General features: G+C 64.5%; 15 protein-coding genes and 3 tRNA genes. 6 read left to right on the top strand and 12 right to left on the bottom strand.

What is annotated here, in order from left to right:
• Entirely contained in the window at window positions 1–453 is a 453-nt protein-coding gene (locus MNI96_RS19940) for a MaoC family dehydratase (RefSeq protein WP_249696009.1), read from the bottom strand.
• Window positions 454–640: 187 nt separating this feature from the next.
• Here MNI96_RS19940 and MNI96_RS19935 point away from each other — a divergent pair, with 187 nt between their 5' ends.
• A complete protein-coding gene (locus MNI96_RS19935) occupies window positions 641–1,720 on the top strand; it encodes a lytic transglycosylase domain-containing protein (RefSeq protein WP_249696007.1) in 1,080 nt (359 codons plus the stop codon).
• A gap of 179 nt (window positions 1,721–1,899) precedes the next feature.
• Entirely contained in the window at window positions 1,900–3,054 is a 1,155-nt protein-coding gene (locus MNI96_RS19930; RefSeq protein WP_249696005.1) for a DUF2336 domain-containing protein, read from the top strand.
• Window positions 3,055–3,087: 33 nt separating this feature from the next.
• Here the strand turns inward: MNI96_RS19930 and MNI96_RS19925 are convergent, their stop codons facing one another.
• The 3 genes from MNI96_RS19925 to MNI96_RS19915 all read right to left on the bottom strand — a co-directional run bounded on the left by MNI96_RS19925 (window position 3,088) and on the right by MNI96_RS19915 (window position 5,163).
• Entirely contained in the window at window positions 3,088–3,615 is a 528-nt protein-coding gene (locus tag MNI96_RS19925) for an Hpt domain-containing protein (RefSeq protein WP_249696002.1), read from the bottom strand.
• 85 nt (window positions 3,616–3,700) lie between these two features.
• A complete protein-coding gene (locus MNI96_RS19920) occupies window positions 3,701–4,279 on the bottom strand; it encodes a response regulator (RefSeq protein ID WP_249696000.1) in 579 nt (192 codons plus the stop codon).
• Window positions 4,280–4,380: 101 nt separating this feature from the next.
• On the bottom strand, window positions 4,381–5,163 hold the full coding sequence (locus MNI96_RS19915) for an NAD kinase (RefSeq protein WP_249695999.1): 783 nt from the start codon (window positions 5,161–5,163) through the stop codon (window positions 4,381–4,383).
• Window positions 5,164–5,233: 70 nt separating this feature from the next.
• Between MNI96_RS19915 and cutA the strand changes: the two genes are divergently transcribed.
• Window positions 5,234–5,557, top strand: coding sequence for a divalent-cation tolerance protein CutA (gene cutA / locus MNI96_RS19910; protein ID WP_249695996.1), 324 nt, complete (start codon window positions 5,234–5,236; stop codon window positions 5,555–5,557).
• A gap of 24 nt (window positions 5,558–5,581) precedes the next feature.
• Here the strand turns inward: cutA and MNI96_RS19905 are convergent, their stop codons facing one another.
• The 3 genes from MNI96_RS19905 to MNI96_RS19895 form a co-directional block, all read right to left on the bottom strand.
• Window positions 5,582–6,496, bottom strand: coding sequence for a cytochrome c (locus MNI96_RS19905; RefSeq protein ID WP_249695994.1), 915 nt, complete (start codon window positions 6,494–6,496; stop codon window positions 5,582–5,584).
• Between the two features lie 112 nt (window positions 6,497–6,608).
• Complete coding sequence (locus MNI96_RS19900; protein ID WP_158192952.1) at window positions 6,609–7,052, bottom strand: c-type cytochrome; 444 nt, start codon at window positions 7,050–7,052, stop codon at window positions 6,609–6,611.
• Between the two features lie 124 nt (window positions 7,053–7,176).
• The gene (locus MNI96_RS19895; protein WP_249695992.1) at window positions 7,177–8,025 is read right to left on the bottom strand and encodes a transcriptional regulator; all 849 of its coding nucleotides are present in this window, start codon (window positions 8,023–8,025) and stop codon (window positions 7,177–7,179) included.
• 283 nt (window positions 8,026–8,308) lie between these two features.
• On the opposite strand from MNI96_RS19895, the gene MNI96_RS19890 reads away from it, so the two are divergent.
• Entirely contained in the window at window positions 8,309–9,214 is a 906-nt protein-coding gene (locus MNI96_RS19890; protein WP_249695990.1) for a fatty acid desaturase, read from the top strand.
• 12 nt (window positions 9,215–9,226) lie between these two features.
• Here the strand turns inward: MNI96_RS19890 and MNI96_RS19885 are convergent, their stop codons facing one another.
• The 5 genes from MNI96_RS19885 to MNI96_RS19865 all read right to left on the bottom strand — a co-directional run bounded on the left by MNI96_RS19885 (window position 9,227) and on the right by MNI96_RS19865 (window position 15,258).
• The gene (locus tag MNI96_RS19885; RefSeq protein WP_158192949.1) at window positions 9,227–9,922 is read right to left on the bottom strand and encodes an orotate phosphoribosyltransferase; all 696 of its coding nucleotides are present in this window, start codon (window positions 9,920–9,922) and stop codon (window positions 9,227–9,229) included.
• Between the two features lie 128 nt (window positions 9,923–10,050).
• Window positions 10,051–10,126 (bottom strand) — tRNA-Thr (locus MNI96_RS19880).
• A gap of 100 nt (window positions 10,127–10,226) precedes the next feature.
• Window positions 10,227–11,384, bottom strand: a complete 1,158-nt coding sequence (locus MNI96_RS19875; RefSeq protein ID WP_249695987.1) for a cytochrome-c peroxidase — start codon at window positions 11,382–11,384, stop codon at window positions 10,227–10,229.
• Between the two features lie 9 nt (window positions 11,385–11,393).
• A complete protein-coding gene (locus MNI96_RS19870) occupies window positions 11,394–14,084 on the bottom strand; it encodes a TonB-dependent receptor (protein WP_249695986.1) in 2,691 nt (896 codons plus the stop codon).
• A gap of 190 nt (window positions 14,085–14,274) precedes the next feature.
• On the bottom strand, window positions 14,275–15,258 hold the full coding sequence (locus MNI96_RS19865) for a TrmH family RNA methyltransferase (RefSeq protein WP_249695983.1): 984 nt from the start codon (window positions 15,256–15,258) through the stop codon (window positions 14,275–14,277).
• A gap of 208 nt (window positions 15,259–15,466) precedes the next feature.
• Between MNI96_RS19865 and MNI96_RS19860 the strand changes: the two genes are divergently transcribed.
• A tRNA-Tyr gene (locus MNI96_RS19860) sits at window positions 15,467–15,551 on the top strand.
• Window positions 15,552–15,569: 18 nt separating this feature from the next.
• Window positions 15,570–15,684, top strand: a tRNA-Gly gene (locus MNI96_RS19855).
• The last annotated feature ends 161 nt before the right edge of the window (window positions 15,685–15,845 follow it).

The raw sequence follows: 15,845 nt of genomic DNA, 5'->3' as shown, positions 1-15,845 counted from the left end.
TCAGCCCTTCTTCTTCATGAAGGCCTGACGGCGGCAGCTGGCGACCAGGATGTCGTTCTGATTGTAGGCCTTGTGCTCGAACTCGACGATGCCGGCATCGGGGCGGGACTTCGACTCGCGCTTGGCGACCACTTCGGTGGTGCAATGAACGCTGTCGCCCTGGAACAGGGGATGGGGGAACCGGACATCGGTCATGCCGAGATTGCCGATGGTGGTGCCGACGGTGGTGTCGTTTACCGAGATGCCGATCATCAGGCCGAGCGTGAAGATGCTGTTCACCAGCGGCTGGCCCCACTCGGTCTGCGTCTCGCAGAAATGCCGGTCGATATGCAGCGGCTGCGGGTTCAGCGTCATGTTGGAGAACAGCATGTTGTCCATCTCGGTGACCGTGCGGGTCAGCGAATGGGCAAAGACGTGGCCGATCTCGAACTCCTCGTAATGCAGTCCCGGCATGCGTTCCTCCCTGTCGTTTGAGCCGGTTGCAGGCCGGCCGTACCATTTTCCGGACGAATCGAGTCTCTCGATTAAAGACATAAAGTGCAATTCGCAACGGACCTTAGCGGACGTTAACCAGTCGTTAACCAAATGGCCGTGACTCTTAACCAAATCCTAAGACATGCGTTACGCAGGAGAGCGGAGCATGAAAGTCGGCGAACCGATCTCGATCGCATCCAGGATCGAGCAGGCGTTCCAGTCGGCCAGCACGACGACCGGCACCTCCTTCGAGTACCTGGTGAAGACGGCGAAGCGGGAATCCAACTTCGTCGAGACCGCCCGCGCGCGCACCTCGAGTGCGACCGGTCTCTTCCAGTTCATCGAAAGCACCTGGCTGGAGACGCTCAAGGAATCGGGCGCGCGCCACGGCCTGGGGCAGTATGCCGATCAGATCGAGCGGACCGCGAACGGCAAGTATCGCGTGGCCGATCCGGCCATGCGCGAGAAGATTCTCAATCTGCGCAACGATGCCAACATCGCGTCGATGATGGCTGGCGAGTTGACGCAGAAGAACGCCTCGTATCTCACGGAGAAGCTCGGCAGGCCGCCCAGCGAGGGCGAACTCTATATCGCGCATTTCCTGGGGGCGGGCGGTGCCCACAAGCTGATCTCGCTGGCCCAGAGCCAGCCGGACCTTGCCGCGGATCAGGTCTTTTCGCGACAGGCGAAGGCGAACAAGCCGATCTTCTACGACCGGGGGGGCGCGCGTAGCGTCTCCCAGGTCTATGCCAACCTGGTTTCCAAGCATTCCGGCCCCATGCCGGCGCTGCCCGGAGCCGGCGGCACGCTGGTGGCAGCGCGCCCCGAGACGAAGCCGACCACGGGCACCGAGCTTGCCTACAATGCCGACGGCGAGCGGTCCGCCAGCGACGCCCCCACCAGCCGGGTGCTGACGGCCTGGTCGGCTACCGACGACATCTCCTCGCCGTTCCATGCGCTGTTCCGCAATGGCATGGAGGCGCGGCGCGTGTCGTTCGACTCGCGCTTCGCGTCGGCCTTCGCGGCCCAGGAGGCCGGGCAGGCGGAAGCGCTGGAGCGGGCGGCGGCGCGCCTGGAGGCGGCATCGAGCAGCGATGCCTATGCCGAGCGGCGGTCGCGGGTTCTCGTCGAGGCAAGCGGTGGGCAGCGAACTGCGAGCCTTCTGCGCAGCCAGCCGATGGATCTCACCGGCTTCCTCAACTACCAGCCGACCTTCGCCCAGAGGGAATTGCTGCCGCCGGTGTGAGCCGCGGCACCAGCAAGGATGGACAGCGACGCGCGGACCAGGCGGTTCGGGCGTCTTTCTTTTTGTCTCGGTCGGTCATGGTGAACGAAGGCTTTATGGTGAACGAAGCTTTAAGCGTTTTGGCCCCAGACTGGTGACCTGCGCTGCGTTACGCGGCGCGACCCAGGGGACTACGCATCATGATCGTGCATCAGTTTTTGCGTTGGATGGCAGATGCGCCGGTGGCCCGGCGGGCGGAGGCAACGAGCGCGCTCGCCAAGGCCTATCTTTATTCCGAAATGTCCGCTGACGACCGCGATGCGGCGGAAGCGGCGATGATCATCCTTCTCGACGACCCGGCCGTGCAGGTGCGCCGCGCGCTCGCCGAAGCTCTGTCGCGCAGCGACAAGGCCCCGCGCGAGGTGGTGCTGGCGCTGGTCAGCGACCTGCCGGACGTGGCGCTACCCGTTCTGGAGCGGTCTCCCGTGCTGCTGGATGCGGAACTGGTCGATGCAATCGGCGGCTTCGCGGACCCGCTGCCTGCGGCGGTGGCGCGCCGGTTCCACCTGTCGGTGGAGGTGGCGGCTGCGATCGCGGAGGTCGGCTCGCTGCAGGCATGCGTGGCGCTTGCCGAAAACGACACGGCGGACATCTCGCGTTTCAGTCTGGTCCGGCTGGTCGAGCGCCACGGTAAGGACGCGACCTTGCGCGAGGCGCTAATGGCGCGCCCCGGCATTCCCATCGAGATCCGCCAGATGCTGCTGAAGCAGGTCGGCGACTTGTTGAGCGATCACCCCCTCGTTCGTCGGGGCCTCAAGGAAGAGCGGGCCCGTACGGTGGTGACCGAAGCGCGCGAGCGGGCGACGGTCAGCCTTGCCAGCCAGGCGGGCCCCCAGGAGACGGATGCGCTGGTCGGGCATCTCGTGGAATCGGGACAGTTGACGGCCGGCCTGCTGCTGAGGGCGCTGTGCACGGGCAATATCCGCCTGTTCAACGCAGCGCTGGCGCGCCTGTCGGGCATGCGCAAAGATCGCGTGCACGGGGTGCTTGAGACGGGCAGGGGACTCGCCGTTCGGGCGCTGCTGGCACGCGCCGGTCTGCCGCCGCGCACCCACGCGCTGATCCAGGTTGCGGTGGGCGTGTGGCGTGATCTGGCGCGCGAGATCTCTCCCGATCTCGTCATTCCGTCGAACCCGGCCGTGGCAAGGTTGATGATCGCCGAGGTGCTTGAGCGCTACCAGTCGCAGGATGGGGTCGAGGCGGACGATCTGGTGGTGATGCTGCGCCGCTTCTCGGCCGAGATCGCGCGCGAGGCAGCGCGCGCCTATGTCGGCCGGACGCTCGCCGCCGCCTGATCGGACTGCGGCTTGCCCGCCGAGGGCGAGGGGTCACTCCTCCTCGCCGTCTCCATGCCGTGACACGTAGTCGTTGGTGACGTCGGCAATTCTATCGACCAGCGCCTTGGCGGTGGCGTTTTCTTCCTGCTGCCCGGTCTCGGCGACCATGGCGCGGATCGCTTCGACATGCTGGGCGATAAGCTTCAGCGGTAGCTTGTCCGCCGCCACATGCTCCATCAGATGGCAGAGGCTGCCGGCGACGGCGCCAACCCGCGGATAGCCGAAAGTGCTCGCCTGACCCTTGATGTCATGGGCCGCGCGAAACAGCGTCTCGCGACGCTCGGTATCGCCGATGCCGTTTTCCTGGATATCGGCCCAAGCCTGCGACAGGGTTTGCGCCTCGCTGGCCATCCAGTCGTCGAAATCGTGAGAAAGGCGCTCGAGCGCGGCTTCCGCCGACTTGATCGGGTCGAACCGCGCAGCCTCGCGCTCGCTCATGACCCGGACCTTCGCGCGAAGATCGCGTGGTGGCTTCACGAGTTCGTAGCCGGCATTCTGCTTGGTCGGGTCGCTGCTCATCTGTTCTTTCGCTCCCGCTGCGCGCCATCTCCGGCAATCCCGCCGTCGAACGACATGCTGCTCAGGTTGCTACAGGAATGCGGTCTCATCCTGTCGCCGATTCCCTGCCTACCCGTGAGAAATGACTTTGCGGGAGTTCCGTTGGACCGTCCAGAGTATATCCATCGTCGACCGGCTGTCCCCGACGTTCGTCTCCCGAGAAACTCGGGTTCTGGAAGCGGCGCCGGTCGGGTCCGAAAAAGCCCTTTGTGCGGACGAAGTCGCGCTGGTTGAGAATGCAATTGGCGATGCGCAGGTAGAGGGCACGGGCGGAGACCGGCTTGCACATCACCTCCGTCACGCCGCTGTCCCTTGCCTGCATCACGCGGCGCTTCTGGGTATGTGCCGTCACCGCGATGATCGGCACGAAGCAGGCGGGCGCGTGCGAGGTGCGAATGCGGCGGGTCAGTTCGCTGCCGTCCACCAGGGGCATCAGCCAGTCGATGATGATCAGGTCGGGATCGTTGCGGGAGATCTCTTCCAGCGCGTCGGCTCCATCCTCGGCCTCGTAGATGGACTTGACGCCGAAGCCCGCGACCATCGTCCGCAGGATCCTGCGCATGTTGGTGTTGTCGTCGACGATCAGAACCCGTATTCCGCCGAGGTCGAGATGGGGCAGTTGCATCCTGCGTCAGTCCTGCACGCTCTTGTCTTCAAAAGAGCCTAGCGGAAAGATCGCGGCCAAAGTTTAATTATTTGCGAAATAAGGCAAGCTACTTACTGCGGTCAGTAGCGGAACATCTCGGACAGGATCCGTTCGTCCCAATTGTGGTCCGCATCGAACAGGGCAAGGCTGGAAGAGTTTTTCTCTTCGCGCACGCGCACCTCGATGACGTTGCGGATCTCGGTATAGTCCGCTGCCGCGCTTACCGGGCGCTTGTCTGCTTCCAGAACGCCGATGCGAACACTGACGTAGTTCGGAAGCAAGGCACCGCGCCAGCGCCGCGGGCGGAATGCGCTGATCGGCGTCAGCGCCAACAATTGCGCGTCGATGGGCAGAATCGGGCCATGGGCCGACAGGTTGTAGGCGGTGCTGCCGGCCGGGGTGGCGACGAGGACGCCGTCGCAGGCCAGTTCCTCCATCCGCACGCGGTCGTCGACCGAGATGCGCAGCTTGGCGGCCTGATGCGTCTGGCGCAACAGTGACACCTCGTTGATCGCAAGTGCAGAGTGGATATGGCCGAACGTGTCCGTCGCCTCCATCACGAGCGGATGAATGCGGCTGACCACGGCCCGCGCGATCCGCTCGGGCAGACCGTCCTCGCCGTATTCGTTCATCAGGAAGCCGACCGAACCGCGGTTGAGGCCGTAGATCGGCTTGCCGGTATTCATGAACCGGTGCAGGGTCTGGAGCATCAGGCCGTCGCCGCCGAGGGCGACGATCACATCGGCCTGCTTGGGGTCGTTAGCGCCGTAGCGGCCCTCCAGCTGGATGCGGGCACGCTCCGCCTCGTCCGTCTCGCTTGAGACGAAGGCCAGTTTCTCGATAGTCTGCGGCAGACGGTCCATGTTTCTCACGTAGCACGGGCCGGGAAATTTGGGGACCCGTCTTTTGATGCAGGGCGAGATGGATATCCGGTTGATCTACGCGACTTTTCCAGACACGGAGAGCGCCCGTGCGGCGGCCGGCCGGCTGGTTGGCGAGGGGCTGGCTGCCTGCGTCAACATGTGGCCGGGAATGACGTCGATCTACCAGTGGGACGGCGCGCTGGAGGAAAGCGAGGAGATCGTGTTCCTGGCCAAGACCACCCGGTCGCGGGCACGGGAGGCGATCGAGGCGGTCGTCCAGGCGCACCCTTACGACGAGCCGGCGGTCATGCTGTTGCCTGTGGAGGGAGGCAGCGCCTCGTTCCTCGACTGGATCCGCCGGCAGACCGGCAGCGAGGCCTTCGAGGGCAGCTGATCTCCGGCACCTCGGCGGATCGGATCAGTTGCTTTGTGCAGGGATTGGCGCGATCGACTTGAGATAAGCGGCCACGGCCGCGCGGTCCTCCGCCGGCACCTTGGCCCAGTTCGCCTGGACCGAGGCCATGCTGCCGCCGACGCTGTCGAAGTCCGGGGTGAAGCCGCTTTCCAGATAATAGGCGATGTCCGTCGCCGACCAGGAGCCGATTCCCTGCGACGACGGTGTGATGTTCGGGATGCTGCCCTCGCCGTCGGGATTGGGGCCGCCCGCCATCCATTGCGACGTATCCAGGCCGCCGAGGACATTGCGCGGCGTGTGGCATTCCGCGCAGTGTCCGGCACCGGTCACCAGATAGGCGCCGCGTTCGGCTTCTGCGCCGGCATTTGCTGCAAGGGCGGGGGCGGCGGTGTCGAGGAACAGCAGCTTCCACATGCCGAGCGCACTGCGCCAGGAGAAGGGGAAGGCGAGATCGTGGTCGGCCACCTGGTTTTCCGAGGCCGGCAGCGTGTCGAGATAGGCCTTCATGTCGATCAGGTCCTCCGCCTTCATGTTGCGGTAGGAGCCATAGGGGAAGGCCGGATAGTAGTGCAGACCCTGCGGCGAGGTGCCGTGGATCATCGCGTTCAGGAAGTCGCTGACCGACCACCCGCCGATGCCCGCTTCGGACGGCGAGATGTTGGGCACACGGAAGAGGCCGAACGGGGTGTTCAGTTCCACCCCGCCGGCAAGCACCAGTTTGGCGTCGCCGGTGGCTCCCGGAGAGGCATGGCACGAGGCGCAGCCGCCTGCCCAGAACATCCGCTCGCCATTTGCCAGGTCCGCCTGACGCGCCGGGATCGTGGCGGGGTCGACCCGCTCGGGCCGCGTGAAATACAGCCCCGCGGCGATCAGCAGCAGGAACACGCCGAGGAGACGGCGGAAGGTGCGGCGGGTCATGTACTACTCCGGGACACGTCGTGCGAAATGCCTGCCGACCGGCAGAACCGCACCGTGCGCCGGGAGACCTGCTCCGGCGCGCGGTGCGGCATGTTCAAGCGACCTTGTTAGATCAGTTCTTCTTGACGCGGTAGGTCTCGTGGCAGGCGCGGCAGTTCTGCGCGACCGAACCGAAAGAGGCCTTCAGGGCGTCGAGGCTTTCGCCGGCTGCCGGGATTGCGGCCATGGCGGCATTCTGCATGTCGAGGGCGACCTTCTCGAAGCCGGCGCGGTCTTCCCAGATTTTCGGGCCGGCCTCGCTGGTCGGCGAATCGGCCCCGTCCGGAAACTGGGCGACGAATCCCGAGGGCGTGGTGAAGAGGATGCGCATGGCCAGTCCGGCCAGCTCCGGATTGTACGGGATCTCGCCTTTCACCATCTTGCCGAGCGTGCCCGTGGCCGCGCCCACGGACTTCATCATGTTCTGGCGGATTTCGATGGGGTCTGCATTGGCGAGCGACGCAGTCGTCGCAAAGGCCACGAGCACGGCTGCCGTGCGCAGGCAGGACTTGAGCATATGTGTGTCTCCCTCAGGTGCGGCACGACACGCCGCCCAAAGGGAGTGTCCACGCATTTCCCCTCATTGCTCAAGATGCCGCATTTCACGAAGGCGTGAGAGCAGGTGCGTTCGCGCCGCTCGGCTAGTGCCTCGCCAGGTCGCGCAAGTGTCCGGCCGCGCGGTCGGGGCCGATGGAAGCGGCACGGATCAGCATGTCGAAATGCCGGGTAAGTGCGCGGATGTGCTCGACCGAGTTCACCACCAGATAGAACGAGCCGAGGAAGAGGGCGGCGCGCTGCGGCCCGAAGACGGTATAGGGTGGGGAAAACCGGGCGCGGCCGTCATAGAGGAACAGGCGGAACGTCGGGTAGAGCTCCTCCACCAGCCGGGCCATATGCTCGAGCTGCTCGCGCCGGTCGCCTTCGCTCAGGCCCGTCCAGATGCCTGTTCCGCCGGCCAGCTGCTCCAGTGTCTGCAGCGGCATGCAGACCTCCATGTCCGTCTCGGGACGGCGCGTATAGGCGAGCAGGCGCCGCCCCTGATCGGCCTTGGCCGCAGCCTTGACGGTTTCCGGCGCGCCGAATTCGTAGGCGAGCACCGCCTCGGTGCGCAGAAGGTCGGGAACCGTACCCGGCACATAGCGGATCTTGTAGCCGACCGCCTGCTGGTGCCAGCTTGCCAGCAACGTGTCGCCGCGGCCGTTTTCCGCCTGTTCGATCTCGATGGCCGGCGCGATGGCTGCCGCATCCGAGGCGCTCTGGGTCAGCCCGAGCAGCCAGTCGGTGGTGACACCTTCCGAGCGGGCGATATCGCAAAGTGCCTCGGCCCGCGGCATGCGTGTGGAGGCGGCGTCGAGAAAATGACTAAGGGCCGACCGGTCGAGGCCGATACGGGCGGCAAAGCGGCCGGGCGGCTCGCCGCGTCGCGCCATCAGGATGCCGAGCCGCTCGCGGAAAAGCGCCGCGAGTTCGCGCTTGTCGGTGCCGGTCATGTCGGCCGCTCCTCATCGCTCCGATATGATTTTCTGTTTCGCATGAAATTTGCGAAAACACATCAAATCTATATGTTCTCAATGAAATCACATTTGTCTTTGGATATCGACACATTGTTCCGCGTGCCGGTTCCGGCACTCTGTGCGGATGCAGCACGCGCAAACCTTGCCAGCCGCGGGAACGCCCTTCGAACTCCATCCTTTGCAAGAGGACGCCGGAGCGGGTTCGCTTGCCGGTGTCGAGCGGCAACTGCTTTCACGGGCGGCATTCGAATGGCCCACCTTGGCATTGTTGACCGGGGTCTATCTGGCATTTGCCGTGCTGGTGACGGCGGCATCCATGGCGCAGGGGGACGGCTGGTCGGCACTCCTCTGGCTCTGCCTGGTGCCGGTGGTGACGCTGCATTCGTCGCTGCAGCACGAACTGCTGCATGGCCATCCGTTCCGCAATCCGCGGCTGAACGCGCTGCTCGCCGGATTGCCGCTCGGGCTGTTCGTGCCCTACTGGCGGTTCCGCGCCCTGCATATCGCCCATCACGACGACCCGCGCCTGACCGACCCTTATGAGGATCCCGAGAGCTGGTATCTGCATCCGCGCGACTGGCGGGCGGCGGGGCGGGGGAGACGCGCCCTGCTTGCCTTCAACAACACGCTGTTCGGACGGATGCTGGTCGGGCCGGCCATCGGCATGGCGGGCTTCGTCGCTGCCGAATGGCGGCTGGCGCGGGGCGGGCGCAACGATGTCCTGCGCGCCTGGGGCGAGCATCTGGTGCTCGCCGGCGTTCTGCTGGCGCTGCTGGGGCTATTGCCGGGCTTTTCGCTGCCGGCCTATCTGGCGGTCTGCTACGGCGCCTGGTCGCTTCTGTGCGTGCGCACGTTCCTGGAGCACCGGGCGGAAGAGGCGGTCGGACACCGGACGGTGATCATCGAGGACAGGGGGCCGCTTGCCGTCCTGTTCCTCTTCAACTCGCTGCATGCGGTGCATCACCGCTTTCCGGCCGTGCCCTGGTACCGGTTGCCGGGGCTCTATCGCCGCCACCGCGATGCGTTCCGGGCGGAAAACGGCGGCTATGTCTACCGCTCGTATCTGGAGATCGCGCGCCGCCATGCCTTCCGCGCCAAGGAACCGGTGGAACATCCGGTCCTGGCGCGGCGGCTGGGGCGCGAGAAATTGCAGTCGGCGGAGTGAGGACGTGCCGGCTCAGACCGAGAATTCGGAGATGCCGCCATGGGCGGCCGACCACTTCAGCGGCTCGTTGAGGAAGGATTCGACCGAGGCGAGGGTCTTCTCGTCGAAATGGTTTTCGTCGCGGGCGACCGCCAGCACGTCGCGCCAGGTGGCGAGATAGTGCAGCGTCAGGCCGTTGCGGGCCATCGCCTCGTAGGTCTGCGGGAAGATGTCGTAGAAGAAGAGCACGATGGCGTGGTCGACCTGGGCGCCGGCCTTGCGCAGCGCCTCGGCGAAGCGGACCTTGCTGCCGCCGTCGGTGGTCAGGTCCTCGACCAGCAGCACCCGGTCGCCCTCCTTCAGAACGCCTTCGATCTGCGCGTCCCGGCCGAAGCCCTTCGGCTTCTTGCGCACATATTGCATGGGCAGGCCGAGGCGCTCGGCGATCCATGCGGAGAAGGGGATGCCGGCCGTCTCGCCGCCGGCGACCGCGTCGAGCGATTCGAAGCCGACATTGCGCAGGATCGTCGCGGTGGCGAAGTCCATCAGCGTGGCGCGCAGGCGCGGGAAGGAAATCAGCTTGCGGCAGTCGATGTAGACCGGGCTGGCAAGGCCGGAGGTCAGCTTGTAGGGCTCGTCGGCGCGGAAATGGACCGCCTTGACCTCGAGCAGCATCCTGGCCGTCTGGCGTGACACGAAGGCGGGATCCGGGAAACCGATCGGGTTCATGTGCTGTCCTCTCGCTGCTGTATGCGCCGTGTTGCGCCTTCGGCCCGGCTGTTGCGCAGCCGGGCGAAACCGTTCGACCCGCGATGCGGACCGTGCCGTGTTCGGACTGGAAAACATCGGGGAGGTGGTGGTGCCGGCAACAGGATTCGAACCCGTGACCCCCTGATTACAAATCAGGTGCTCTACCAGCTGAGCTATACCGGCATCGGAGCGGCGTTTAGCACACCTTTCGCAGGCGTGCATCCGTTTCGAATGCTGCTTTGCTCAAAAACGAACGTGTTTTGCATGAGGCAACGCCGGCTGATCACAAGCTCTCCAGGAACGCAATCAGCGCCCGGATTTCTGCCTGCTCCAGATCGAGGCGCTTGAGGAGCGGCGAGGTGCGGGCTGCATGGGGCCAGAGCGGGTCGGCCGCTTCCGTCTCGTTGCGCGGCCGGATGAGGCCGCCGCCTTGGACATAGAAGGCGATGACGTTGGCCAGACGCGGCATGATCCCGTTGTGCATGTAAGGCGCGGTCAGCCGCACATGGCGCAGGGGAGGCGTGCGAAACAGGCCGACATCCTGCGGATCGCCCGTCTCCTCGTACCGGCCGAGATCCTGAAGCCGGCGGCGAAAGAAGGTGAGCCCCAGATTGTGCATCTTCTGGTCGGTCAGCAGAGGGCCGAAGTGGCAATTGGCGCAGCCCGCCTTGCCGCGGAAGAGATTGAGGCCCCAAAGCTCCTCATCGGAAAAGCGGATAGGTAGTCCTGCGGCGAAGCGATCGAACCGCGTCCCGCGTTCCAGCGTGCGCTGGAACGCGGCCAATGCCTCGGCGACGTGCGAAAAGGCGATGGGCGTTTCGCCGTAGACCTGGCCGAAGGCACGGACATAGTCCGGCCTTGCGCGAAGGCGGTCCACCACCTGGGCAAGATCTTCATTGGCCATCTCGACGGGGTTTAGCAGGGGGCCGGCGGCCTGCTGCTCGAGGGTTGCCGCCCGGCCGTCCCAGAAAAACGCGTCGCGATAGCCTGCCCCGAAGAGCGAAGGGGCGTTGCGCCGCCCCTCCTGTCGTTCGTGGCCGACCGAGACCCTGAGCCCGTCGCCCCAGCCAAGCTGCCGGTTGTGGCAGGATTGGCAGGAGAAATGCCCGGAAGCGGACAGCAACGGATCCTCGAACAGCCTGCGCCCGAGGCGGGCCTTCCGGAGTTCGACACCCTCCGGGGGTGGACGCCGCTCGAGCGGGCCTAGTTCGACGAAGGCGACCTCCGGTTCGACCAAGGCCTCAGGCCACTCGGACGGCGGACGCGCATAGGCCCGGCGCAACGCCTCGAAATCTCCTTTGCCCGGGTCGGAAGGAAAGGTCGAGGCGAGCTGATCGTCGCCGGCTCGCTGCCAGCGCTCGTGTACGAGCAGACCCGGCATGAGCAGGACAACGGCAAGGCACAGGCCCCACAGGCCCACGAAGAAGCGGAAGAAAGGCATTGCTCTTCTTCAGAATGTGGTGCTGAGGCCGAGCCAGAAGCTCCGCCCTTTGATGAAGGGATTGCTGTTGTTGGCCGTCGCGTTGCCGATTTCGTTGAAGAGATTGTTGGCGACCAGGTTGAGGCGGACGCTCCTGTGCTCATCACGCAGGAGGACGAGATTCGAGTGCAGGTCGACGGTGAGGGTTCCGTCGAAATCCTTGTCCTCCCAGACGTCGTGGCGAACGCCCTCGAACACCTGCGTGCGTCCCGTGTCCTCGACGCCGGTGAAGGGGAAATTGTAGTTGGCCGCGAAGCCCAGATTGAACCTGCCTTCGTACCAGCTCGTCATCATCGCGAGTTGGGCGCGCATGGGAATGTCCATGTTTCCGGTCACCACGGAGAAGCCCGCGACCGAATAGGACCGGCCGTTGTAGAGGATCCGGTCGAGAAGATCGTCCTCGTCGTAGAAGTAGCTGTCCGGGGAGAGCTCCTGTGCGGACCATGTGAAGGACGCGGTCAGCGTCAGCTGATCGAGGAAACGGAACCGCTCTACATCCCAGGTCTTGGCATATTCCGCGGTGGCGGATTCGTAGGCCCCGGTTCCGGCGTTGGTCAGTTCCCAGACATTGCTGCCGAGATCCGCCTTGGCGTACTGGTCCTTCATCGCGCGATTGACATAGCGAAGGCGGAACGCACCGTCCACGAGCGGATCGATGACCTTGATGCCGGCCACCCATTCGTCCGTGAAGGGAGTTCGCAGGTCCGAGGCCCTGTTGCCATAGACGCCGGTCTCTGCGCGCATCGTCCATTCGTCGGTGACATTGCCGCTGCCGTCATGGCCTCGGGTGTAGGCCTGCCCGCGTGGCTGATTGTCACGGATGGCATAGGCAAGGCTTTCGCTGTCGTAATAGCGGTTGAACCCAGCGGAGAGCTCGATCCTTTCGATGGGCGTGATCGTCGCGGCGATGCGCGGCGCGATGTTGACGTTCTTCTGGTAGTCGTCGACCTGGAGGCGCACGCCCGGCCGGACGGTCAGCCAGCCGAAGCTCTGCTCGAGTTGCAGCCAGGCATCAGCCGAGTTGAGGGTTGTCGTGGTGTCGAAAGCCTCCCAGATCGACTTGATATTGGCATACTGATCGGGGCCGCAGGCCTCGCTGCCCAGGCAGGTGAATTGGCTGAGCCCGAGGGAGCGGGCGTCCCAGAGCGTGTTGACCGAGGTGTAGTAGGTGAAGTCGCTTTCGCGCGCGCGGCGGGCGTTCGTGTGGGTGAGGTCGAAGCCGGCCTCGAATGTTCCGGCCCAGATGGATCCCGTAACGTTCTGGCCGAAGAGATACTGCGTTTGTTCCTGAACTTTGTTCGCGCCATATCCGCCTTCGCGGCAGATGACATTCGTTGTCGTGGTCGGGTCGAGCCGGCACCAGGAGAGGATATCCGGGTCGCTCGACGTCCAATGGGTGGCGGTTCTGGTACCTTCCCTGATTTGGAAGACCCGGGCGACGTCGCTGTTCGTCTGGTTCCGCGTCGACGAGTGGGAGACGACGGCCTTGGTGTCGAGCGTCAGGCCGAGGATCTGGCCGAGCGGTATCTCGAGAGTGTCGAACGTGTATGAATGCTCGATCTTGCCGGCATAGGTCCGGGTGGAGACGTCGACTTGCATGTCACGCCAGCTCGGGCTTTCGAACCCTTGCGTATAGTCGGTGACCATGCCCTCCAGCGAGAACAGTCCGTAGTCTGTCTTGGCGTCGAGCTGGAGTCTGAAGAAATTATTCAGCGAATCCTCACGGATATCTCCGGAGTAATAGATATATTCTTTCTGCTTTTTTGTTGTTACGTCAGTCCTGCTGTACTGCGCTATCATGGAAAAGATTTCGTTGATGGGCCCGCTGAGCGAAAGGGAAGACTTGATCTTGGTGAATTCCGGCGACTTGCGATCGAGCGGGTTGGTGCCGTCGGACGTGGCGATATTGTAGCTGACGAACTTGTCGCTTTCGACTTGGACGCTCGCCGTGCCTGTCCAGCGCTGCGTGTTGGGCTTGTTTAGTTCGTACGAAACGACGCCGCCTTGGAAGTTGCCGTAGCGGGCGGATGCATTGCTGTCGACAACGGTCACGCTGTCCACAAAATCGGATGGCACGAAGATCGTCTGGGGATGCAGGCCGTAGAAGCGGTCAGCATTGGGCGTATTGGTGTCGCTGGCCAGCTCCGAGTTGCCATAGCGCTCGACTGACCCGGTAACCGTGTTGGTCGGGATGCCGTTGACGATGAAATTGTTTTCGTAGGTGCGCCCGCCCGAGATGGAGAGAAGCTCGGGGCGTGTGTCGAGAATCTTCTGACCGTCGACGCCGACGTCGGTGTCGGCTTCGTTCTGGTACTGGACGTTCGGCAGGCCTCGCAGCGCGGAGTTAGCATCGCCGCTGCCGTCGGTGCGTACGGTGAAGGCGTCCGTGTCGAGGGTCGTCGTGCCGACATCCGCCGGGCTGCGCGGGCCAAAAAACTCGTAGAACGGAATGATGAGCCTTTTGAGACGTGTGGCTTGCCCCGACTTGTCGGCTGCAGGGCCGTCGGACGCCTGAGTGCTCGCGGCGTCGGGCACCTGTTCGTCGGCCAATGCCGCGGGAGAGACGGCGGGGGCTTGCGACTGGGCGAAGGACGCTGCCGGCAGGGCAAGCACGATCGTTGCGACGCCGCTGATTGCGGCGCGCTTCTTGGCATTTTGCACGATGGGGCCCTCGATGATTGTAGTGAGTTGGGGGGAAGAGAGGGTGGCTCGCGCAAAAGCTGGCTGAGGCGCTCAAGCGCCTGAAGCTGGCAAATATTTAACTTGAGTTATTGAGTCAAGAATTAACGCGCAGATTGTCGGGAGGGTATTTTTTCGGAGGGCTTCGGACTCGCTGGAGCGGAAAATGGGTTTACAGGCCCATTTTCCCCCGAGTGACGTAAAGGGCCAGCACCGCCGCATTGGAGACGTTGAGCGAGGCGATGGCGCCGGGCATGTCGAGCCGGGCGAGGGCGCTGCACGCCTCGCGCACGCCCTGGCGCACGCCCTTGCCTTCCGAGCCGAGCACCAGCAGCACCTTCTCGCCGAGGTCCGTCTCTTCCAGACGCGCCGGCCCCTCGCTGTCGAGGGCGACGGCCTGGAATCCGGCCTCGCGCATCTCGGTGACGAAGCGCGCCATGTTCTTCACGCGCACATGGCGGACCATGTCGAGCGCGCCGGAGGCGGATTTCGCCAGAACGGAGCCTTCTTCCGGGGCGTGCCGCTCGGTCGTCACCACCGCATCGGCGGCAAGCGCCACGGCGGAGCGCAGAATCGCCCCGACATTATGCGGGTCGGTCACCTGATCGAGTGCCAGCACGAGTCGGGCCCTGGCAAGGTCGCGCGGACCGAAGGCGGGCAGGGGATCGGCCTCCAGGACGGCGCCCTGGTGCACCGCGTCGCGCCCGACGAGGTGGTCGAGTTGCCGCGGACTGACGGTTTCCACAGGAACGTCGAAGTCAATTCCGCGCTCGGTCAGGCGGCGCTGGGCGTTCTCGGTCGCCAGCAGCCGGTGGCGGCGGCGATCGGAATTGCGGAATGCGGCCTCGATTGTATGGAGGCCATAGAGGAGGACCGGCCCCTCGGACGCGTCTCCCTCGCGCGATGAGCGCGGGCGCACCCTGGCGAACGGACGGCGCCCTTCGCCCTCATGCGCGGCGCCCTGCGCCGACTGCTTGCCGCCGCCCTTTCTGAAGCCGCCCTTGGCGCCCCGGCCTTTGGTACCCTTGTAATCCCGCTGGCCGCCTGCCGATCCATGCGGAGGCTTGCTGCGGGAATGCGCGGGCGAGGGGGCGCCGGTCTCTTCGGAGCTGGTGGAGGTGCCGGATGGGCCGGCCGGTGTGTCGGGTCGTGTCATGAGCGAGCGATTATCCGCAAGGTGATCCACCGGCAAGGAGAAACCGCTGCCGGACGGGCGGTCGTTTTTGTGTCCAAAGGCTATAAATGGGTGTTGACACCCCCATGCCTGTTCTACATAACACGCGCCACGGGAGCGGCCTCGCGATTGTTTCGCGGGGCGTTTTCGTGAAGCCATCCAGGATGCTTCGGCGACAGGGCGGTGAAACGGAGGAGTGCCCGAGTGGTTAAAGGGGACGGACTGTAAATCCGTTGGCTTGGCCTACGTTGGTTCGAATCCAACCTCCTCCACCATCCCCCTTGCGGCAGGCGGCGGGTGTAGCTCAATGGTAGAGCAGCAGCCTTCCAAGCTGATNGGTGTAGCTCAATGGTAGAGCAGCAGCCTTCCAAGCTGATGACGAGGGTTCGATTCCCTTCACCCGCTCCACTTTTCGAGTGACGCTGCTGCTCCTGACCAGGCTTTACGACAAACGCGCATGCCCTGCTTAGCATCCACCGCCCTGGGGCGGTCGGGTCTTGATCGAAATGATGGACTTAACCGCAAGTTAACAGAGAGCGACGCCGATGGCGAAAGCAAAGTTTGAGCGG

Source organism: Stappia sp. WLB 29 (assembly GCF_023507705.1).
GTDB lineage: Bacteria > Pseudomonadota > Alphaproteobacteria > Rhizobiales > Stappiaceae > Stappia.
Note: the sequence above shows the minus strand (reverse complement) of the source record. Positions and strands in the feature narration are given on the sequence as shown.